This window comes from Brachybacterium sp. AOP24-D1-21, from assembly GCF_052378665.1.
GTDB lineage: Bacteria > Actinomycetota > Actinomycetes > Actinomycetales > Dermabacteraceae > Brachybacterium.
This window is the reverse complement of record NZ_JBQSXX010000001.1, coordinates 1994299-2013382: the sequence shown is the minus strand read 5'-3', so window position 1 is coordinate 2013382 and position 19084 is coordinate 1994299. Positions and strand designations below refer to the sequence as shown.

Here is a 19084-nt window from a genome sequence, read left to right as displayed (position 1 = left end):
CGAGGGGGCCCACGCATCCCACCAGCGCGCGATGAACGGCGGCCGAGGCGCGCATGTCCGGAAGATGACGCCAGGCGGGCGAGCCCGAGAGCAGAGCCGAGGAGCACCCCCGCCCGCCGGCGCGGCATGATGGGAGGATGCCCGTCCCTCCGACCGTCCCGACCGCCCCGCACCGCTTCGACCTCGACGCCATCGGTGCGGGCTTGCCGGTCGCCGCCGCACGGGGCGAGCTCGAGGCGGCGGCCCGCAGCGGCGCGATGGTCGTCACCGCCCCGCCCGGCACCGGCAAGACCACGCTGGTGCCGCCGCTGGTCGCAAACCTCTCCGAGGGACTGACCCTGGTCACCCAGCCGCGCCGGGTCGCAGTCCGCGCGGCCGCGCGCCGTATCGCCCAGCTCGACGGCTCCACGCTCGGCGGGCCGGTGGGGTTCACGGTGCGTGGGCAGCGGGAGGTGGGCGCCGGGACGCGGCTGGAGATGCTCACCCCGGGGGTGCTGCTGAGGCGCCTGCTCGCGGAGCCGGAGCTGCCCGGGGTCGCGGCGGTGCTGCTCGATGAGGTCCACGAACGCTCCCTGGACACGGACCTGCTGCTGGGGATGCTCGCCGAGGCCCGCTATCTGCGCGAGGACCTGCTGGTCGGGGCGATGTCCGCGACGCTCGATGCCGCGGCGGTGGCGGGGGTGCTGGACGGTGCGGCGATCGTCGAGGTCCCCAGCGCTCTGCATCCGCTCACGGTTTCCTATGCCCCCTCCCCTGCCCCGCGGCTCGACGCCCGTGGCATCACACGGGAGTACCTGGACCATCTCGCCCGCACCACGGCCCGCGCACAGCGGGAGCACGGCACCGATGCACTGGTCTTCGTGCCCGGTGCGCGGGAGGTCGACGAGGTGGTCGCCCGCCTGCAGGGCCTGGTGGGGGACGAGGTGGAGGTTCTCGCCCTGCACGGCCGGCTCCCGGCCGCGCAGCAGGACCGTGCCACCGGTGGTCGGCGTCCCGGTGAGCTGCCACGCATCGTGGTCTCGACCGCGCTCGCGGAGAGCTCGCTGACCGTGCCGGGGGTGCATCTGGTGGTCGATGCCGGGCTCTCCCGGGAGGTGCGGCGGGACCGCGGCCGAGACATGTCGGGCCTGGTCACCGTCAGCGCCTCGCGCGCCGCAGCCGAGCAGCGCGCGGGCCGTGCCGCCCGTCAGGGCCCGGGCGCGGCGGTGCGGGTCTTCGCGCAGTCCGACCTGGCCGGGATGCCGGCGCAGTCCCCGCCAGAGATCGCCTCAGCGGATCTCACCGATGCGGCGCTGTCGCTGGCCTGCTGGGGAACACCCCGCGGGGAGGGCCTGCCGCTGCTGACCCCGCCACCGGCCGGGGAGATCGCCGCCGCAGAGGCGACCCTGTATGCCCTCGGTCTGGTCGATGACGAGGGCAGGCCCACGCCCTCCGGGACCCGCGTGGCCCGGCTGCCCGTCGGGGTGCGGGAAGCCCGTGCACTGGTCGACGGGGCACAGCGCCTGCCGGGCAGGGAAGCGGTCCGCACCGCCGCGGAGGTCGTCGCGGCCGTCTCCGACGACCATCGGCCGACGGGAGCGGACCTCCCGCGTCTGCTCGCGGACCTGCGCGCCGGCCGTGCCCCGGGCGTCGAGCGCTGGCGCCGCGAACGCGACCGCCTCACCCGCATCGCCCAGGGCTCCGCCGACGGATCCCGGAGCTCCTCAGAACGATCTCGAGGCTCCGCCGAGGGACGGCGCGACACTGCACAGGGACGCCGCAGCGCCGCAGCCCCGCTCCTCACCGCGACCGATGCCGCGCACCAGGCGGGGGCCGTCCTCGCCCTGGCACGGCCCGAGCGGATCGCCCATCGCACCGGCGAGGGCTCCCGCTCCTATCTGCTGGCCTCCGGCACCCGGGCCGCGCTGCCCGAGACCAGCGGACTGCTGGGCCGGGACTGGATCGCCGTCTGGGAGGTGCAGCGGGCGGAGGGCCGCGCGGCCGACGGCACCGGCGCGGTGATCCGCGCCGCCGCACCGCTGAGCGAGGAGGACGCCTTCCTCGCCGGTTCCGAGCTGTTGGTCTCCGAGCGCACCGCCCGCCTCGAGGGCGGGACGGTGCGGGCCCGGCAGCGACGCCTGCTCGGGGCGATCGAGCTGACCTCGACCCCGGTGACCGCGACCGCCGCGGACACGGTGCCCGCGGTGCTCACCGAGGTGCGCACCCGGGGCCTCGCGGGGCTGGCGATGAACGAGTCGGCTTCGGCGCTGCGTGCGCGGCTCGGGCTCGTGCATCGCGAGCTCGGCGAGCCCTGGCCCGCGATGGACGAGGCCTCCCTGCTGGAGAGGCTGGAGACCTGGCTCGCCCCGCAGCTCTCGGCCCGCACCACGAAGGTCTCCGGCATCGATGTCACCGGCGGGCTGCGCCTGCTGCTGCCCTGGCCGGAGGCGTCCGAGCTCGCCGAGCTGGTCCCGGAGCGGCTCGCGGTGCCGTCGGGGAACACGGCTCGCATCGACTATCCCGCGCCGGATGCCGAGGACGGCCGCCCGGTGGTGGCGGTCAAACTGCAGGAGCTGTTCGGCCTGGCCGAGACGCCGCGCCTGGTGCGGGGGCGGGTGCCGGTGCTGTTCCACCTGCTCTCCCCGGCCCGTCGGCCGCTCGCGATCACCGACGACCTGCGCTCCTTCTGGGACGGGCCCTACCGCGAGGTGCGCAAGGAGATGCGCGGCCGCTATCCCCGCCACCCCTGGCCGGAGGATCCGTGGACCGCACCCGCGACCGCACGGACGAAGCGCGCTGCGGGGCGCTGAACGAGATCAGGTCGCGATGCTCGCAGTGGTGGTCACCATCAACACGGCGGTCATGTCTTCCATGATCTTCTTGACGGCCTTTGCCGCCGGGTGGTTGATGTCCAGCGCCTTGATCCGCTGGTCGAGCTCGCGGCGGGAGAGGTCCGGCAGGTCAGTCTTGAGAATGCGGTGGGCGATGCCGAGGGCGCGCAGCAGCTCGAGCAGGATGCCGTCCTGCAGGCTCGCCGTCCCGGGATCGGCAACCGCGGCGGCGAGGCGGGCGCGCAGGGCCGTCTCGAGGGTGTCGTCGTGGGTCGGCCAGCTGGTGGTGAACCAGCCGTCCTTGCGCTGCACCGCACCCACGGCGGTGAACCCCTCTCCGATCACCTCGGTGAGGTCCATGGTGCGGTGGGAGATCACGTGGGTGACCTTCTTCCCGTCGAGCTCGGCGAGCGCGCCGAGTGCCTGATCCAGCACCGGGAGGCCCGTCGGCGCAGTGTCGCGCACCTGGATCTTCGGCGCTCGCTCCTCGCTGAGCGCGAGCTTCTCGCGCAGCGCCAGCTCCGCCACCGCGGCGGCGGCGAGCGCCTGCTTCCGGTAGGCGGTCGAGTCCTGGCGGCCCGCGTCGTTGGTCAGCAGCAGGAAGAGTTCTCCGGGGATGGTGTGCGTCGTCATCCCCCTACTGTGACGCTCGGCACGCGGCCGTGTCACCCCAGATCGTCCACCAGCGGGTCCGCCTTTCGTCGGGCCTCGCATCCAGCGGATCCCGAGCACCAGCTGGCACCATCGACCCCATGCGCCTGTTCTCGACTCCCTCCCGCCTCTACCGGGTGCTCGCCTTCGCCGAGATGATCACCTGGACCCTGCTGCTGGCCGGCATGTTCGTGAAGTACGTGCTGGAGTCCACCGAGCTGCTGGTGCGCATCGGCGGCGGGCTGCACGGCTTCACCTTCCTCTCCTACGGGGTGGTGACGGTGCTGGTCGCGATCGACCAGAAGTGGCGGCTGAAGGATCTGCTGCTGGGCATCGGATCGGCGATCGTCCCCTACCTCACGGTGCCCTTCGAGCGCTCGGCGATGCGACGCGGCCTGCTCAGCGACACCTGGCGGCTGCGCGAGGAGCGGGGCCGCACGGCACCGGAGCGCCTGGTCTCCCTCGCGCTGCGCCACCCGGTCCCGGCAGTGCTGATCGCCGTCGTCGGCGTCGCGATCGTGTTCTCGGTGCTGCTCTCCCTGGGCCCGCCCACCGAGTGGTTCGCCTGAACGATCAGCCTGCCCAGCGCTCGTTCAACCTGCCCAGCGCTGCTGAGAGGTGAAGCGCTGCTGAGCAGCGCAGGGCAGGCGTCCTGCTGAGCAGATCACCGCGAGCCCGCCTCAGCGAGGAGGCACGATCGGATCGATGCGCACCACCTCGCCGCCGCGCAGGTGGAGGCGGCTGATCTGAACCACCGGGGTGCGGTGGGAGAGCCGCGGGACCGGCGGCTGATCGGGCTCCGGCGGCAGAGCCTCTCCGAAGCACACCCCGCATCCCTGCACGGAGAGCGCCTGGGAGCGCCGTGCCTCCCAATCCACCTGTGCCGCATGCGCGGCCCGGATCCAGGGCCCGCCATGGGGCCGGCAGGGCCCTGCTCCGTCCTGCCCCTGCAGCGGGCACTGCGCAGGCCGGGCCGTGACCAGCAGGTCCAGGCCCTCGAGCTCCGGGACCCGAGGGTCGGCACCGGTGGGAATCACGTCCAGTCCGCCCGGCCCGATCCGCAGCACCGCCCCCTGCCCCTGCTCGACAGCGATCAGCAGGGCGCTCTCGAGCGCCTGATCCGGGTGGGAGGCGAACAGGTCCTCGCGGGCGGCGGCGGCCGGTTCGAACCAGTCTCGCTGGGTCCCGACCAGCGCTCCGAGGGCCACCGGCCCGCCACGGCGGCGCAGCGCGGCGGCCACGGCGGGCCGGCGGTACCAGCTCAGCGCGGGCGGACGGACGGCATTGGTCTTGCCCCCGGCCGGGGCACCTGCCCGAGCCCCTTCCCGGCTGGGTCGGGCGAGCTGCTCGGGCGGCTGCGTGCGCACCTCGAACGGCGCCTGGCCGCCGCTGAGATCGGCCACGATCATGCCCTCCGGACTGAGGGTGGGCAGCACCGGCCCCAGCGCCGGCACCACCAGCCAGGAATGCGCGAGCTCGAGCGGTCGCCGATCCCGCAGCGTGGACCGCACGATCTGCGGTGCGGGCGGGGTGGTGGGACGGCGCCGACGATAGACGAGCTCCTCCTCGCCCTCGTCGGCGCCTCCCTCGAGGTCCTGCTCGTCCTCACCTGTGAACTCGTTCCCGCCCGCGGAGAGCTGCACGTCGAGGAGCAGCTGCGGGTCCGCGCTCGCGGTGATCGGGCCGACGCCCGGCAAATCCAGCTCGATCAGCTGGTCGCGCCAGGTCGCGGCGAGGGGGTCGCTGTCCAGAGGGTCGTGGTCCGGGGTCATGTCTTCTGCCTTCCGACGTGGGCCCTCACGGGCCGCCTGACCGGACGAGCGGCTGCTCTCCGGCCGGGTCTTCCTCGACGGGCACCGAGTTCGGTTCCGGTTGCCGCGCGGCCTCTGTCGAAGAAGTGCAGCCGCGTCTCATGACCCTTCTGCGACGGTAGCGGAGGGGTCCGACAGTCGAAGCCCCCACCGGCGCCTGCCGCTGCCTCATCCCTCGTAGACTCCTGGGGTGCGGTGCCATCATTTCGAGTCCGGTGAGTGCAGGTCCTGCACCCTCCTGGACCTCCCCCGCCCCCGCCAGATCGCCGAGGGCCGTGACCGCGTCGAGCAGCTGCTCGCACGCTTCCTGTCCCCCGGCACCACCTGGGGCGCTCCGCTGCTCGGCGCCGACGCCGGATTCCGGGCACGCGGGAAGATGGCCGTGGCCGGCACCGCCCAGGAGCCTCGGCTCACCCTGCCCGGTCAGGCCCTGGGGGTCGATCTCAGCGACTGCCCGCTCTATCCGGACGGGGTCGAGGAGGTGCTCGAGGGGGCCAAGGCGCTGATCCGGCGGGCACAGGTGCCTCCGTATGACGTCGCCCGTCGCCGCGGCGAGATCAAGAACGTGCTGGTGACCGCCTCGCCCGACGGCGAGCATGTGCTGCGGCTGGTGCTGCGCAGCGAGCAGGCGCTCGAGCGGATCCGCGAGCATCTGCCCCGGCTGCTCGAAGCCCACCCCTCCGTGATCGCGGTCTCGGCGAACATCCATCCGGACCACACCACCGCGGTCGAGGGCGAGCGGGAGATCCCACTGGCCGGTGCCGCATCGATCGCCGTACGCACCGGGGACGTCACCCTGTTCGCACGCCCGCAGTCCTTCCTGCAGACCCACACCGAGGTCGCCGGGGCGCTGTACCGCCAGGCGGCGGAGTGGGTCGCGGAGATCGCCGTCGCGCACGAAGGATCTCCGCGGCTCTGGGACCTCTACTGCGGACTGGGGGGCTTCGCGCTGCACGCGGCACTGGCCGCCCCCTCCACCCGTGTCACCGGGGTGGAGGTCTCCGCGCAGGCCATCGAGGGAGCCCGCGAGGCCGCCGCCGCCCAGCGCATCGCGGCGAGCTTCCTCGCCGCGGATGCCACCAGCTGGGCGATCGAGACAGCCGCCGGTGCCGAGGGCCCGCCCGAGATCGTGATCGTGAACCCGCCACGGCGCGGACTCGGATCTCGCCTGGCCACCTGGCTCGAAGAATCCGGAGTGCGCGACGTCCTCTACTCCAGCTGCAACCCGGCGACCCTCGCCACCGACCTCGCCGCCATGCCCTCGCTGCGCATCACCGCCGGCCGCTTCGTGGACATGTTCCCGCACACCGAGCACGCCGAGGTCATCGTGCGGCTGCGCCGCACCGATCCGGCCTGACACCCACCCGGCTCCACCTGACCTGACACAGTGGGCCCTGTACATCGCCTTCGAAGGAGCTCCATGACCGCCACGCCCACCAGCCAGCTGACCGACGTCACCCGCACCGTCACCCTCTCCACGGACGGCAACACCGTCACGCTCGAGCAGACCTTCCCGGTGCACCCCGAGGAGCTGTGGTCCGCCCTCACCATCGGCTCGCACCTCGAGGTGTGGTTCGGCCGGGCGAGCGGCGAGGTGACCGAGGGCGGCCGCTACGAGCTGCCCGATATGGAGACCCGCGGCGCCGTGCTCGCCGTCGAAGAGCCCTCTCGCCTGCTGCTGAGCTGGGACGTCGGCAAGAGCACCAGTCAGCTGGAGCTGCTGGTCGCCCCGGTCGACGCATCAGGCGCAGCAGAGGCAGCACCAGCAGCAGGTGCCGATGAGGAGGGAGTCCAGGCAGCCCCCGCCGGATCCCGCTTCACCCTGCGCCACACCGTCCCGGATGACGCCCACTGGAAGACCTTCGGCCCCGCAGCCACCGGGCTCGGCTGGGATGCGGCGCTCTATGCGCTCGCGCTCCATCTGCAGGACCCGTCGGTGGACCTGATCCCCCAGCTCGGGGACTTTGCCGGCTCTGAGGAGGGCGAGACGTTCACCCGCTCGACCGCGGAGGCCTGGTTCGAGGCGCACGCCGCCACGGGGGCGGACAAGAAGCCTGCCCGCAAGGCGTCGGTGCGCACCGCTGCCTTCTACCTGGGCGAGGAGCCGGAACTGTCGTGACCAGCACGTCGGACCCCTCGCAGGCAGCACCGGACGGGTCGTCAGCACCGGTGGCGGCAGCGCAGGACGGTTACGCAGCACCGGCAGCGCCGACGGCGCAGGAAACAGCTGCCGTCACCCTGCTGACCCTCGGCGGCACCATCTTCATGACCCAGGGGGCCGACGGCGGGCATGCCGTCCCGGACGAGGCCGCCGGTCAGCGCCTGCGCGGGACGCTCGTGGACGGTATCGACCTGACCGCTCTGGCGATCGCGAACATCTCCTCCTCCGATGTGCGCCCGCGGCATCTGCGCGAGGTGCTCGAGCATGCCCGGCGCGCGGTGGACGAGGGCGCCGCCGGGGTGGTGCTCACCCACGGCACCGACACCCTCGAGGAGACGGCCTTCGTGCTGAACCGGTACTGGGACCGCCCGGCACCGCTCGTGGTCACGGGCGCGATGCGGCCGGCGAGCGTTCCGGGGGCTGACGGCCCGGCGAATCTGCGCGACGCGGTGCGCGCAGCGACAGCCCCCTCGGCCCGGGATCAGGGGGTGCTGGTGGTGTTCGACGGCCACGTGCACCTCGCGGACCAGGTCACCAAGGCGTCCTCCCGCTCCGTCTCCGCCTTCGCCTCCGCCCCGTCAGGGCCGTTCGCGATGGTCGACGAGGGCGACCTCCATCTGCTGCACCGGCCCTTCGACCGCGCCGCTCGGGTCATCCGGGAGAACAGCGTGCCCCCGGACCGGTTCCCCGAGGTCCCGATCCTGACCGCGGGCCTGGACGAAGACTTCACCCTGCTGGATCACCTCCCGCCGCACGCCACGGAAGGGCTCGTGATCGCCGGGGTCGGGATGGGGCACGTCTCCCCCGCCGCGATGCCGCGCCTGCGCCGCCTGCTCGAGGCGGGCACGCCCGTGGCTGTCGCGACCCGCATCGCCGCGGGCGGCACCTCCACCCACCACTACGCCTACCCGGGCAGCGAGGTGGACCTGCTGGAGGCAGGTGCGCTGATGACAGGGTTCCTGCCCCCGGCGCAGGCCCGTCTCCTCCTGCAGGTCCTCCTCGCCGACGATGCCGGCCCGGACCGGATCCGCGAGTCCTTCCAGGCCTACGCCAGCTGAATCCTCAGACTCGCGGCGCCTGCGCGAGCTGAGCCCTCAGACTCGGGCCCGCAGGATCTCGCCGAGCACGGCGCCGTCGGCCTCGGGGAACTCCAGGCCCAGCAGATGGGCGAAGGTCGCCGCCTCGTCGGGGACGGTGCAGCGGTGGAAGCGCACGCCCTCGGCGATGTCGGGGCCGGCCATCGCGAACACGGCCTGGATGTCCTGCTCGGGCAGGTGACCGTGCTGGGAGATGAGGAAGGTGTAGTCCTCGTCGAAGCGGCCGTACAGCGAGCGGCCCTCCCACAGGTTCTGGAAATTCGTGCCGCTGGTGCCCTCGAGCACGCCGAGGAAGGGGCCCGCGTAGCCGTAGTCCTCGGTCATGTCCGCCAGCGGGTGGAAGGCCGCGACGGGGATCTCGGGATCCTCGACCCAGTCCTCGACCAGGGCGAGCACCTTCTCGAGCGTGGTCTCGTCGGCCTCAGGGTTCAGATACAGCTGGCCGGTGAGCCCGCAGCCGTGCACCCAGGCGTCCCAGCTGCTGACGTCCCCGGACTCGTCGAGTCGCACGAAACCGCGCTCGACCAGCAGGTTGTTGCCGCGGAAGCAGCGGCCCACCTCGACGTGCCCGTGATCGGAGACGATCGCGACGTTGGTCTCCTCCGCGATGCCTGCGTCCTCGAGGGCGTCGAGGATCTCGCCGATCCAGCCGTCGACGCGCTCGAATGCCTCCTTGACCTCGGGGGTGAAGCGGCCGGTGGAGTGGCGTGCGGAGTCCACGTCGACCAGGTGCACGAACAGCACGTCGGGGCGGTCGGTGCGGAGGATGTCGGTGGCGACGGCGGTGTTGAAGCGGCCGAAGACCTGCTTGCGCTCCCAGCTGATCTCGCCCGCGTGGCGGTCCACGTACTCACGCCCACGGGGCGTGGAGGCGTCCCTCAGCACGGCGAGGGTCTGCTCGAGCCCGGCCCGGTCCCAGATCTCCGGCACCGCGATGTCGATCGAGGGCGACCAGCCGGTGACCGGCCAGCCCACGCTCGCAGTGGTGAGACCCTGCTCCTTCGCGAGGTCGAAGATCGTGGGGCTGGCGATGTCGCGCGCGTCCCAGAACCAGTCGGGCACGCGGACACCCGGGGAGACCTTCTCGTTGGCGTAGATGCCGTGCCCGTCGGCGGTGCGGGCGGTGGTCTGCGCGGTGTGGTTGGGGTAAGTCACCGTGGGGTAGATCGCCTCGGCGCTGCCCCAACCGCCGGCGAGGATGCGGGCGAAGTTGGGCAGGGTGCGGGCGAAGGGCACGTCGACGTCGCTCATCGCATCGACTGAGAGCACCACCAGGCGGCGGCGTCCATCGGGGGCGGTGCGGGCGGGGCTCTCGGGACGGGCGGTCTGGACGGTATCGCTCACGGGGACTCCTCAGGGGCGGCGCGGGTGGAAGCGCTCCCACGCTAGGAGCACCCGGTCACGCCCCGGGGACGCCGCGGTGAACGTGACGGGAACAGGTCCCTCGGATCCGTTCATCGTCGCCCGGGCCGCTCCACCCGTCCGGAGGTGGAACGGCCCGGAGTCAGGGCTCCGGCCCACGCGGGAGTGGTCGCCCACCGGGGGCGGTCGCTCACCGGAGGCGGCCACTCACCGGAGGCGGCCACTCACCGGAGGCAACTACTCACACGGAGCGGCACAGGCAGAACGGGTGGCCCGCCGGGTCGAGGTAGACCCGGAAGCCGCCCGATCCGGAGGGCTGATGATCGTGGACGACAGCGCCGAGCGCCAGTGCGCGCGGTTCTGCGGCGTCGATGTCCGAGACCGCGAAGTCCAGGTGGAACTGCTGGGGATGCTCCCCACCCGGCCAGGTCGGGCGCTGGTAGTCGTCGATGCGCTGGAAGGCGAGGGTGGCCTGCCCGCCTGGCTCGTCGGCCGAGATCCGGCCGGTCGGCGGCAACAGCTCGGCCCAGTCGGAGTCGCTGCCCTCCTCCACGCGCCAGCCCATGAGCTTCGCGTAGAAGGTCGCGAGCTGCAGCGCGTCGGGGCAGTCCAGAACGGTGACATCGAGCAGGGGGATGACGGGTTCCTGATCCGGGTTCTCCATGCGCCCACCGTAGGAGCCGGACGGGCGCATGGGAAGGGGTGCGGGCTGCCCGCTCCGAGCGCAGGGAGATGCGGCATGGACTCTCCGCCGCGAGCGAAGGGGGCGAGGCGAGGGCTGTCCGCCGAGGGCGAAGGGCTCGGTGCGCCATTGGCCGCGCTCCGGTGACAGACTGGGGGTACATGTCGCGCGCCATCGACCGTCGAAAGGTGAACTGATGACCGTTCCTGTTGATCCCACGCCTGCCCTGCAGGAGTACACCCACCCCGAGAAGCTGGTGACCACGCAGTGGCTCGCCGACCAGCTCGCCGCCGGGCGCCCTGATGGGCTCGTGGTCGTCGAGTCCGATGAGGATGTGCTGCTCTACGAGACCGGCCATATCCCTGGCGCGGTGAAGATCGACTGGCACCTGGATCTCAACGACCCGGTCACCCGCGACTACGTGGGCGGCGAGGGCTTCGCGAAGCTCATGGACGCCTCCGGCATCACCCGCGACACCACCGTGGTGGTCTACGGCGACAAGTCCAACTGGTGGGCCGCCTACGCCCTGTGGGTCTTCGAGCTGTTCGGCCATGCGGACGTGCGCCTGCTCGACGGCGGCCGTGCGGCCTGGCAGGCCGAGGGTCGAGAGCTGACCACCTCGGAGGACGGCAAGCCCGCCCCCACCAGCGGCTACCCCGTCATCGAGCGCGAGGACGCCCCGATCCGCGCCTACCGCGAGGACGTCCTGGACTTCCTCGGCGGGCCGCTGATCGATGTGCGCTCCCCCCAGGAGTACTCCGGCGAGCGCACCCACATGCCGGACTACCCGCAGGAGGGCACCGTGCGCGGCGGGCACATCCCCACCGCGCGCTCCGTGCCGTGGGCCCGCGCCGCCGCCGAGGATGGCCGCTTCAAGCCGCGCGCCGAGCTCGAGGCGATCTACCAGGGAGAGCTCGGTTTCGAGACCTCAACTCCCACGATCGTGTACTGCCGCATCGGAGAGCGCTCGGCGCACAGCTGGTTCGTGCTCACCTACCTGCTGGGCTTCGAGAACGTGCGCAACTACGACGGCTCCTGGACCGAGTGGGGCAACGGCGTGCGCCTGCCGATCGCGCAGGGCACCGAGCCGGGCGAGGTCCCCGCGCGATGACCGACGGCACGTCCACCTCCGACACTGCGTCCGGCGCAGGTCTCCCCGAGTCGTTCGCGGAGATCGCCGACGACTTCCACGCCCTGACCGGGCGGGATCGGCTGCAGCTGCTGCTGGAGTTCTCCCACGGCCTGCCCGCCCTGCCGGAGCGCTACGCCGAGCATCCCGAGCTGCTCGAGCCGGTCCCGGAGTGCCAGTCACCGATCTTCCTGATCACCGAGGTGGAGGGCACGGGCCGCGAGGCGACCGCGCGCCTGTTCTTCTCCGCCCCGCCGGAAGCGCCGACCACCCGCGGCTTCGCAGCGATCCTCGCGGAGGCGCTGGACGGCCGCAGCGTCGGCGAGGTGCTCGACACCCCGGAGACGGTCACCGGCGCGCTGGGCCTGGCCGAGGTGGTCAGCCCGCTCCGGCTGAACGGCATGGCCGGGATGCTCGCCCGGATCAAGCGCCAGCTCACGGTGAAGGCCGGCCTCTGACCTGACGAGGCTCTGTGCAGTGAATCAGAGCGGCGGGGTGCGGGGCGTGCCCCCCGGCGGCTTCTGCTCCCCGCCCGTCGTGCCGCGGTGGCCGTACCGTTCGTACGCCCTGCCCGCGGCGCGCTCCGCGCCCGAGCGCAGCACCCCGAAAGCCGCGCGTCCCGCCTCGGACTGCGCGAACTCGAAGGCCGATCGCGCCCGACGGCTGAAATCGGCGCGCTCCTCGGCAGTGGCGTGCTCATCCCCGGGGCCGCCGGCCGGCGAGGCGAAGTCCCCGTCGTCCTCGCCGCTCTCGACCCGGGCATGCCGGTCCCGCGCCACCTTCAGCTCGAGCGGCACCCGCACCTGCCGCACCAGGGCGGTGCGCATGTCCTCGCGGATCTGGGAGGCCTGCTCGTCCAGATAGTCGTCGAGCGCGATCGCCCCATCCTGCAGCGCGAAGGCCCTGCCCAGCAGGAACGACGCGAGATCAGAGGCGACCTCGGGCGAGAGGCCGTAGGCATCGGAGGAACCGCGCGCCTCGCGGAGCTCCACCGCGTCATCGCGCTCCAGCGGGCTGGGAGCGATGTCCACGGCGCTCAGCACGTCCTCCACAAAAGCGTGGAAGGCGGCATCCCCGGGCACATCGGCCTGGCGCAGCTCCACCCGGCTGGTCCCGTCGGGCAGACGCAGCCGGGAGATGCCCTCCCGCGCGAACTCATCCTTCGCAGCGCGGCGCAGCAGGCGCCGTGCGGCCCGCTCCAGATGACCGGCATCCGCATCACGGGAGATCTCCGGCGCGACCGCCCTCGCGTCGGCGATCAGGGAAGCACGGGCGCCCGAGGCTTCGGCGCGCCTGCGCACCGTGCCCGGCAGCGCGGCGAGCCGTTCGCGGAACGTGAAGATCTGCACCATGGGCGCACCTCCTGGAGGAGTAGGCGTGAGGTCCCCATCGTACGGACGCCAGAGCCGGAGGCCGAGACCTGAGACGGAACGGCCGGACACCGGCTTCCCGGCCGCCCGCCTCGAGGACTGATCCCTTCCGCGCGGCCCGGGTGCCGCCGAGTACGGTGAGGACACCCGACCCGAGGAGGACCCCGGCATGCCGATCGCCGCCCCCACCGCCGACGAGCTCATCACGCTGCAGGACGAGGCGGTCCGCTTCACCCGCGAGCTGATCCGCATCGACACCACCAACTTCGGCGGGAACGACCCCGCCACCTGGGGCAAGGGCGAGACCGAAGCTGCGGAGCACGTCGTCGCGGCGCTGCGCGAGGTGGGGCTCGAGCCGACGGTCATCGAATCTGCGCCCGGCCGCCCCAGCGTGATGGTGACGATCCCGGGCGAGGATCGCTCGCGCGGCGGGCTCATCCTCCACGGCCACCTCGACGTGGTGCCCGCGAAGGCGGAGGACTGGTCGGTGGATCCCTTCGCCGCCGAGCTGATCGACGGCATGATCTACGGCCGCGGCGCCGTGGACATGAAGGACATGGTCGCGATGCTGCTCGCGATCGCCCGCCATCTCGCCCGCACCGGACAGGTCCCTCCCCGGGACCTGATGTTCGCCTTCTTCGCCGACGAGGAGAACGGCAGCGTGTGGGGCGCGCAGTGGCTGGTCGAGAACCACCCCGAGCTGTTCGAGGGCATGACCGAGGCGATCAGCGAGGTGGGCGGATACTCGATCACCCTTCCCGAGAAGGAGACCGGCCAGGACGTGCGCGCCTACCTGGTCCAGACCGCCGAGAAGGGGATCGCCTGGGGGCGCCTGCGCGCCCACGGCCGGGCCGGCCACGGCTCGGTCCCGAACGACGAGAACGCGATCGTGCGCCTCGCCCGCGCGATCACCGCGATCGACGAGCACGAGTTCCCGATCGAGTTCATCGCCAGCGTGCGGGCCCTGTTCGACGGGATCACCGAGATCACCGGGGTGGGCTGGGACGAAGAGGACATCGAGTCGTTCCTGCCGTTGACCGGCGGGGCGCGCCACTTCGTCTCCGGCACCCTGCGCGACTCGGCGAACCTGACCATGCTCGACAGCGGCTACAAGGTCAATGTCATCCCGCAGACCGCGGAGGCCGGCATCGACTGCCGCTTCCTGCCGGGCCACCAGGAGCAGCTGCTGGAACTGCTGGACGAGCTGGTCGGGGAGCATGTCGAGGTGGTCATGGACCACATCGGCGTCTCGGTCGACTCGCCACGGGAAGGACCGCTGGTGGACGCGATGACCGCCGCCATCCAGGCCGAGGACCCGGGATCCCGGGTGCTCCCCTATGCCCTGAGCGCGGGGACGGACAACAAGCCGCTGAGTGCGCTGGGGATCACCGGCTACGGCTTCGCACCGCTCCAGCTGCCGGCCGATCTCGACTTCGCCCCACTGTTCCATGGAGTAGACGAGCGGGTGCCGGTGGACGCGGTGCGCTTCGGCGCAAGGGTCCTGCTGCGCCTGGTCAGCGACTGCTGAGCCGGCCGCTCAGACGCTCAGTCCTCGAGGGCGTCGTCCGGGTCTGCGGTGCGGCACAGCGCGAGCAGCTCGGCCGCCGCGATCGGATCCTCCGGACCGATCCCCGTGTACCAGCTGGGCGCGAAGGCCAGGACCGTCTCCAGCAGGGAGGTGGCGTCGAGCGACTCGCCTTCGGTGGCCCGCTGCTCGGTCTCCACCAGCCACTGCGCGGCCAGGGCCAGCGCCGAGCCCGCGATGGAGCGGCCTGCCGACTCCGTCCGCAGGCGGACAGGCACCCGATCGCCGAGGCGGGTCAGGGCTTCCCCGTGCAGCTTCGTCATCGTGTCGACCAGGATCATGAAGGTCCGGTGAGAGAACTTCCAGTCCAGCGCACCGCGCAGGAATGCATGATGCCGCTCGACATAGGCCACGAACATCCCGAAGCCGAACTGCACCGCGTCCTGCAGGCTCTGCTTCTCCTGGGAGAAGACGACCCCGCGCTTCCAGGCGGCATCGAACATCTGCTGGAGCATCGCACCCATCAGGTGATCGAGCCCGGAGAAGTGGCTGTAGAACGCGGCCCGGCTGACACCGGCTCGCTTCGCGAGGGCATTGACCGTCACCTCCCCGTCGAGGGCGGTGAGGTCTCGGGCGGCGGCGAAGATCGCGGCCTTGGTGCGTGCCGGTCGGGGATCCGGGGCGCGGTCGCTCATGCTGGGCATCTGCCCATAGTAGCCCCGAGAAGATGTCCAGGGCCTGCACCGATACGTCGACCACTGCGGCAGGATGGGGGCATGCGCTCCTTCCTGTCCGGCCTGACCGGACACCACCCGCCGCAGGGCCACCCGCTGCTGGAGGGACTGCGGGGACAGACGATCGTCCACACCCGTGTGGCCTCCCGCGGCACTTGGACCATCACGGCCAGAGGCTGGGTGCTGCAGTCCCGGATCCAGCAGCTGGACGGCCCCGCGCTGACTGATGATCCCCCGGCTGCCGTCGGCCTGCGAGACCCCCGTCTGGTGGGGGCCGCGATCCACGGCACCGAGCTGCTCGGCGACGGCCTCCTGAGGCTGGCCCTGCAGAGCCCGCAGGGCCCGCTGCGGCTGAGCACCGTCCCCCGCTGGAGGCTCGAGGCCCCGCGCGGGGCTCTGCTCCAGATCGCGGACAAGGGCGAGATCACCTCCCGCCCGGCCGGGCCGCCGCTGCACGCCACCCCTGCCGCCCTCGCCGAGCACGCCGCGTCCACCCGCAGCGGCATCGAGGAGCGCCTGCTGGCGATGGGTCGCGAGCAGTGGCTGCATCCCGGGCATGTGGTCACCGTCCTCGCGAATGCGGGGGCGCTGGACGATGCCGAGTTCGAGCGGCGCGGACCGCTGCTGCTGGCCCGGCTGATCGCCCGTGAGGAGATCCGGGCCGGTTTCGTGACCGCGGGCCGCTTCACCCCCTGGAACCTGCCGACCCAGGACATCATCGAGCACATCGCCACCACCTGGACAGCGATCGGCGGGCGTACACCAGACGCCGACATGATCGCGTGGTTCGAGCTGACCGACCTCGGCCGCGCGGCCCTGGGCCCCACCAGCGACCAGACCATGCCGCCGGGGATGTCGGGATACGACTCCCCCGGCGTAGTCGGCGGCGCCCGGTGAGCATCCCCCTGCGCTCCCCGGTGCCCGGGCCCTTCCTCGACGCTCGGCCTGACGCGCGGCCCGGCGCCCTTCCTGGGCGCGCTTCCCGCCGCCCCCTCGGCGCTCCCCCGATGCTTCTGAGCCCGACACCCCTGACGGTTCCCCTTCACGATAATCGTGGCGGACGCCCGGTCCGGGCCAATTCTGGTCGGCTGTAAGGTTTCTCTCTGGTCACCAGAACAGCTGGTGAACAGCGGCCGAACCATGGGCGAGTCACCGTCGGCGGGTGAGCGGCGTTACGCTGAGGGTCGTCCCACGTCGAGAAAGGCGTCCCGATGCCAGCACGTACCGTGAAGGTCGCGAGCACCAGCGGCCTCCATGCCCGCCCCGCGGCGATCTTCTCCCAGTCCGCCAGCGAGCAGCCTGTCGCCGTCACGATCGAGACGGCAGCCGGCGGCCCCGTGAAGGCCTCCAGCATCCTCATGCTGCTCACGCTGAACGTCGACCACGGCGACGAGGTCACGCTCCGCGCCGACGGCGAAGGCGCCGAGGAATCCCTCGAGAAGCTCGCATCCCTCCTGGAGACCAATCTCGACGAAGAGTTCCGGGACCGCTGATCACGCAGTCGCCTCGCGGGCATGCTCGCGAGGATGGGGCGCGGGTATGACGAAGGCCCCCGTCGAAATCCGACGGGGACCTTCGTGAACCTGGCATATCTCCAGGTCAAGAGCGGTAGCGGCGGGATTTGAACCCGCGGTGGCTATGAACCACACATCATTTCGAGTGATGCACCTTCGGCCGCTCGGACACGCTACCGTCGGACAGCTTAACTGCCACGGCACCGTGCGTTCAAACCCGCCGCCCGTGGACGCGAGTCACATCACTCGTCCGAGGTCCCCCGGACCACCGTGACATTGCCGGTGGCATGCAGCACGGTCGCCTGCGCGGTCGAGCCGACACGGCCGCGGCTGAGACCGCGATGGCCGAGGACCAGCATCCGGGCACCGTCCGCCGCAGCCAGGAGCCCTTCGGGCACGGTGCGGTCTTCGAGCATCCGCGCCTGGACCTCGAGTCCCTTATGCCGTGCGGCCGCTCGCGCCGCACCCTCGTCGAGCATCTCCCGCGAGCGGCTGCCTGCGCTCCAGGCCTCCGCCCCGCTGCCGTAGGGAGCGTGGCCCCCGATCTGGACATGGACCACCCGGAGCACGCAGCCCCAGGCCGCGGCGAGATCCGCAGCCACATCGATGGCCTCGCCCGCCGCCTCGGAACCGTCATAGGCGGCGAGCACAGGACCCGCCCGGTACTGATCAGAGCGGATCACCACGACCGGGCAGCCTGCGTCATGGAGGATGCCGCGGCTCACCGAGCCGAGCAGAGCACCCAGCACCACGCCGAGGCCCCGGGTGCCCACGACCAGCAGATCGGTGCTGCCGGAGATCTCCGCGAGCACCTCCCGCGGCATCCCCGCCAGCAGCTCGGCGGTGACCGGCACCTCCGGGAACTGTGCGGTGACCTTCTCCGCAGCGTCGTCGAGCAGGCGCCTGGCCTGATTGCGGGGCCCGGCCGGATCGATCACAGGGATGCCGGACATCCCCTGCCCGAGCAGCGGCCAGGACCAGGCATGGACGAGATGCACCCCCGAGCCGGTGCTCTGCGCGAGCTCGGCGGCCCAGCGCACGGCGGCCATCGCCGCGGTGGTGTCGTCGTATCCCACCACGATGTTCGAACCGGTCAGAACCATGACCCACACCTCCCTGTGCGGCCCACCGACAGTCACTCCACAGTACGCCGCCGCCTGCGTCCTGACGAGGAGCGGAGACCCGAGGGAACGCGCGGTCCGCACCTCGCGGGCAGCAGCTCGCGAAAGCACCTGGCGGGCAGCACCTGGTGGTCAGCACCTGTCAGTACATGCCCTCATCGTCCTCGTCGTCGTCGAGGTCCCCCCAGTCCCAGCGCAGCCCGAAGGTGCCCGGGCCGAAGCGGGCCTCGCTGACCTGGAGTCGATCACGACGGTCCAGCCGCACCGGCGTCACCGACTCCCCTGCCTCCGTGCGCCGATACCGCTCGCACCCCAGCGGCTTGCGATCACCTCGGAATTCGACCTCGAGGAGCACATCGTTCGCACGGCGAGGCACGCTGTACATCGCCGCGGTCAGGTCGGTGGCCTTCGCCTTCATCTCCACGCGATACGCGAGCGTCGCCACCTGGCCGGCGTCGAACATCCCGTCCACCTTCAGCTCCACGCCGTAGGCACGGTGCTCGGGCCACACGACCCGCCGGCCCACCGTGCAGCCTTCGAGAGGGATGAACTCGGGGGCCACGTTCGGCTCGGAGGGCTCGAGCAGATGCACTGCGGGAAGCCGGCAGGTCCCCGACTCGAGCGCACGCACGGTCAGTCGGTAGTCGAACCTCTGCACCTCGCGTGTCGAGTCGATGACGACGTGCTGGTGGAACACCCGTTCGTGGGCGTACTGCTGCGGTGCCTCGAACCCCAGCTCGCCGAGCGCTCGATGGAACACCTCTCGGCGGCCGCCCCGGCCCACGAAGCTGGCGGGCTGGACGGATCGTCCGCGCAGCCGCGGCGCACCTACCAGGTCCGCGAGCGCGTCCGGCGCCTTGCCCAGCAGCTCCTCGAGCGCCGCGACCACGCCCAGCGACTGCTCTCCGCCGGGCAGGCTGCGTCCGGACTGCCAGTTGCTCAGGGTTGCGACGCTCACCGGGCGGTGCCGGGAGCGCAGCCGTTGGGAGATCACGGTCAGGGACAGGCCGCTCTGCTCGATCGACTCGCGCAGCACGGAGGCGAAGCGTTCGCCCTCGCCCATCGCCACCTCCTCGCCCATCCTCTGCGCGCCGACGTTCTCGGACCTTCCGTCCGG

General features: G+C 72.0%; 18 protein-coding genes, 1 tRNA gene and 1 riboswitch. Of the genes, 10 read left to right on the top strand and 9 right to left on the bottom strand.

The annotated features are described in order from the left end of the window. Positions 1-137: 137 nt before the first annotated feature. On the top strand, positions 138-2789 hold the full coding sequence (gene hrpB / locus ACT3UF_RS08990) for an ATP-dependent helicase HrpB (RefSeq protein ID WP_444608278.1): 2652 nt from the start codon (positions 138-140) through the stop codon (positions 2787-2789). A 6-nt stretch (positions 2790-2795) separates the two neighbouring features. On the opposite strand, the gene ACT3UF_RS08985 is transcribed toward hrpB, so the two are convergent. Next, positions 2796-3443 (bottom strand): GOLPH3/VPS74 family protein, encoded by a 648-nt coding sequence (locus ACT3UF_RS08985; protein WP_444608277.1) that lies wholly within the window; start codon positions 3441-3443, stop codon positions 2796-2798. Between the two features lie 119 nt (positions 3444-3562). On the opposite strand from ACT3UF_RS08985, the gene ACT3UF_RS08980 reads away from it, so the two are divergent. Continuing rightward, the gene (locus ACT3UF_RS08980) at positions 3563-4030 is read left to right on the top strand and encodes a DUF3817 domain-containing protein (RefSeq protein ID WP_441444004.1); all 468 of its coding nucleotides are present in this window, start codon (positions 3563-3565) and stop codon (positions 4028-4030) included. Positions 4031-4141: 111 nt separating this feature from the next. Here the strand turns inward: ACT3UF_RS08980 and ACT3UF_RS08975 are convergent, their stop codons facing one another. After that, positions 4142-5233, bottom strand: coding sequence for a hypothetical protein (locus tag ACT3UF_RS08975; RefSeq protein ID WP_444608276.1), 1092 nt, complete (start codon positions 5231-5233; stop codon positions 4142-4144). 29 nt (positions 5234-5262) lie between these two features. Beyond that, positions 5263-5379: riboswitch (SAM riboswitch) on the bottom strand. 83 nt (positions 5380-5462) lie between these two features. On the opposite strand from ACT3UF_RS08975, the gene rlmC reads away from it, so the two are divergent. From rlmC to ACT3UF_RS08960, 3 genes are all read left to right on the top strand, one after another. Further along, on the top strand, positions 5463-6629 hold the full coding sequence (gene rlmC / locus ACT3UF_RS08970) for a 23S rRNA (uracil(747)-C(5))-methyltransferase RlmC (RefSeq protein ID WP_444599118.1): 1167 nt from the start codon (positions 5463-5465) through the stop codon (positions 6627-6629). Between the two features lie 63 nt (positions 6630-6692). Continuing rightward, complete coding sequence (locus ACT3UF_RS08965; RefSeq protein ID WP_441444001.1) at positions 6693-7391, top strand: SRPBCC domain-containing protein; 699 nt, start codon at positions 6693-6695, stop codon at positions 7389-7391. After that, positions 7388-8491, top strand: coding sequence for an asparaginase (locus ACT3UF_RS08960; protein WP_441444000.1), 1104 nt, complete (start codon positions 7388-7390; stop codon positions 8489-8491). The genes ACT3UF_RS08965 and ACT3UF_RS08960 overlap by 4 nt, the downstream gene beginning before the upstream one ends. Before the next feature lie 36 nt (positions 8492-8527). Here ACT3UF_RS08960 and ACT3UF_RS08955 read toward each other — a convergent pair whose 3' ends face one another. After that, on the bottom strand, positions 8528-9874 hold the full coding sequence (locus tag ACT3UF_RS08955; RefSeq protein ID WP_441443999.1) for an alkaline phosphatase family protein: 1347 nt from the start codon (positions 9872-9874) through the stop codon (positions 8528-8530). A gap of 259 nt (positions 9875-10133) precedes the next feature. Next, positions 10134-10556 (bottom strand): VOC family protein, encoded by a 423-nt coding sequence (locus tag ACT3UF_RS08950; RefSeq protein ID WP_441443998.1) that lies wholly within the window; start codon positions 10554-10556, stop codon positions 10134-10136. Between the two features lie 214 nt (positions 10557-10770). Between ACT3UF_RS08950 and ACT3UF_RS08945 the strand changes: the two genes are divergently transcribed. Together ACT3UF_RS08945 and ACT3UF_RS08940 are read left to right on the top strand one after the other, a co-directional pair. Further along, a complete protein-coding gene (locus ACT3UF_RS08945; RefSeq protein ID WP_441443997.1) occupies positions 10771-11685 on the top strand; it encodes a sulfurtransferase in 915 nt (304 codons plus the stop codon). Further along, positions 11682-12161 carry a SufE family protein gene (locus tag ACT3UF_RS08940; protein ID WP_441443996.1) on the top strand — a complete coding sequence of 160 codons (480 nt, stop codon included), beginning with the start codon at positions 11682-11684 and terminating at the stop codon, positions 12159-12161. The genes ACT3UF_RS08945 and ACT3UF_RS08940 overlap by 4 nt, the downstream gene beginning before the upstream one ends. 24 nt (positions 12162-12185) lie before the next feature. On the opposite strand, the gene ACT3UF_RS08935 is transcribed toward ACT3UF_RS08940, so the two are convergent. Then, complete coding sequence (locus ACT3UF_RS08935) at positions 12186-13055, bottom strand: hypothetical protein (RefSeq protein ID WP_441443995.1); 870 nt, start codon at positions 13053-13055, stop codon at positions 12186-12188. Positions 13056-13242: 187 nt separating this feature from the next. Here ACT3UF_RS08935 and ACT3UF_RS08930 point away from each other — a divergent pair, with 187 nt between their 5' ends. Then, positions 13243-14601 carry a M20/M25/M40 family metallo-hydrolase gene (locus ACT3UF_RS08930; RefSeq protein ID WP_441443994.1) on the top strand — a complete coding sequence of 453 codons (1359 nt, stop codon included), beginning with the start codon at positions 13243-13245 and terminating at the stop codon, positions 14599-14601. A 17-nt stretch (positions 14602-14618) separates the two neighbouring features. On the opposite strand, the gene ACT3UF_RS08925 is transcribed toward ACT3UF_RS08930, so the two are convergent. Continuing rightward, on the bottom strand, positions 14619-15302 hold the full coding sequence (locus ACT3UF_RS08925) for a TetR/AcrR family transcriptional regulator (protein ID WP_444608275.1): 684 nt from the start codon (positions 15300-15302) through the stop codon (positions 14619-14621). A gap of 72 nt (positions 15303-15374) precedes the next feature. Between ACT3UF_RS08925 and ACT3UF_RS08920 the strand changes: the two genes are divergently transcribed. Continuing rightward, the gene (locus tag ACT3UF_RS08920; protein WP_441443992.1) at positions 15375-16229 is read left to right on the top strand and encodes a hypothetical protein; all 855 of its coding nucleotides are present in this window, start codon (positions 15375-15377) and stop codon (positions 16227-16229) included. Positions 16230-16543: 314 nt separating this feature from the next. Then, positions 16544-16825, top strand: a complete 282-nt coding sequence (locus ACT3UF_RS08915) for an HPr family phosphocarrier protein (protein ID WP_441443991.1) — start codon at positions 16544-16546, stop codon at positions 16823-16825. A 113-nt stretch (positions 16826-16938) separates the two neighbouring features. Here the strand turns inward: ACT3UF_RS08915 and ACT3UF_RS08910 are convergent. From ACT3UF_RS08910 to ACT3UF_RS08900, 3 genes are all read right to left on the bottom strand, one after another. Further along, positions 16939-17024: transfer RNA gene (locus ACT3UF_RS08910), tRNA-Ser, on the bottom strand. A gap of 64 nt (positions 17025-17088) precedes the next feature. Next, positions 17089-17949 (bottom strand): universal stress protein, encoded by an 861-nt coding sequence (locus tag ACT3UF_RS08905; RefSeq protein WP_441443990.1) that lies wholly within the window; start codon positions 17947-17949, stop codon positions 17089-17091. 160 nt (positions 17950-18109) lie between these two features. Then, the gene (locus ACT3UF_RS08900; protein WP_441443989.1) at positions 18110-19030 is read right to left on the bottom strand and encodes a helix-turn-helix domain-containing protein; all 921 of its coding nucleotides are present in this window, start codon (positions 19028-19030) and stop codon (positions 18110-18112) included. Between the last annotated feature and the right edge of the window lie 54 nt (positions 19031-19084).

Excerpts from the sequence above, each read along its gene's own strand:
- ACT3UF_RS08940 (WP_441443996.1), top strand. The coding sequence starts at position 11,682 with ATGACCGACGGCACGTCCACCTCCGACACTGCGTCCGGCGCAGGTCTC.
- ACT3UF_RS08980 (WP_441444004.1), top strand. The coding sequence starts at position 3,563 with ATGCGCCTGTTCTCGACTCCCTCCCGCCTCTACCGGGTGCTCGCCTTC.
- ACT3UF_RS08935 (WP_441443995.1), bottom strand. The coding sequence starts at position 13,055 with ATGGTGCAGATCTTCACGTTCCGCGAACGGCTCGCCGCGCTGCCGGGC.
- ACT3UF_RS08915 (WP_441443991.1), top strand. The coding sequence starts at position 16,544 with ATGCCAGCACGTACCGTGAAGGTCGCGAGCACCAGCGGCCTCCATGCC.
- hrpB (WP_444608278.1), top strand. The coding sequence starts at position 138 with ATGCCCGTCCCTCCGACCGTCCCGACCGCCCCGCACCGCTTCGACCTC.
- ACT3UF_RS08945 (WP_441443997.1), top strand. The coding sequence starts at position 10,771 with ATGACCGTTCCTGTTGATCCCACGCCTGCCCTGCAGGAGTACACCCAC.
- ACT3UF_RS08905 (WP_441443990.1), bottom strand. The coding sequence starts at position 17,949 with ATGGTTCTGACCGGTTCGAACATCGTGGTGGGATACGACGACACCACC.
- ACT3UF_RS08900 (WP_441443989.1), bottom strand. The coding sequence starts at position 19,030 with ATGGGCGAGGGCGAACGCTTCGCCTCCGTGCTGCGCGAGTCGATCGAG.
- ACT3UF_RS08965 (WP_441444001.1), top strand. The coding sequence starts at position 6,693 with ATGACCGCCACGCCCACCAGCCAGCTGACCGACGTCACCCGCACCGTC.
- ACT3UF_RS08985 (WP_444608277.1), bottom strand. The coding sequence starts at position 3,443 with ATGACGACGCACACCATCCCCGGAGAACTCTTCCTGCTGCTGACCAAC.
- ACT3UF_RS08975 (WP_444608276.1), bottom strand. The coding sequence starts at position 5,233 with ATGACCCCGGACCACGACCCTCTGGACAGCGACCCCCTCGCCGCGACC.
- ACT3UF_RS08920 (WP_441443992.1), top strand. The coding sequence starts at position 15,375 with ATGCGCTCCTTCCTGTCCGGCCTGACCGGACACCACCCGCCGCAGGGC.
- ACT3UF_RS08925 (WP_444608275.1), bottom strand. The coding sequence starts at position 15,302 with ATGCCCAGCATGAGCGACCGCGCCCCGGATCCCCGACCGGCACGCACC.
- ACT3UF_RS08950 (WP_441443998.1), bottom strand. The coding sequence starts at position 10,556 with ATGGAGAACCCGGATCAGGAACCCGTCATCCCCCTGCTCGATGTCACC.
- ACT3UF_RS08930 (WP_441443994.1), top strand. The coding sequence starts at position 13,243 with ATGCCGATCGCCGCCCCCACCGCCGACGAGCTCATCACGCTGCAGGAC.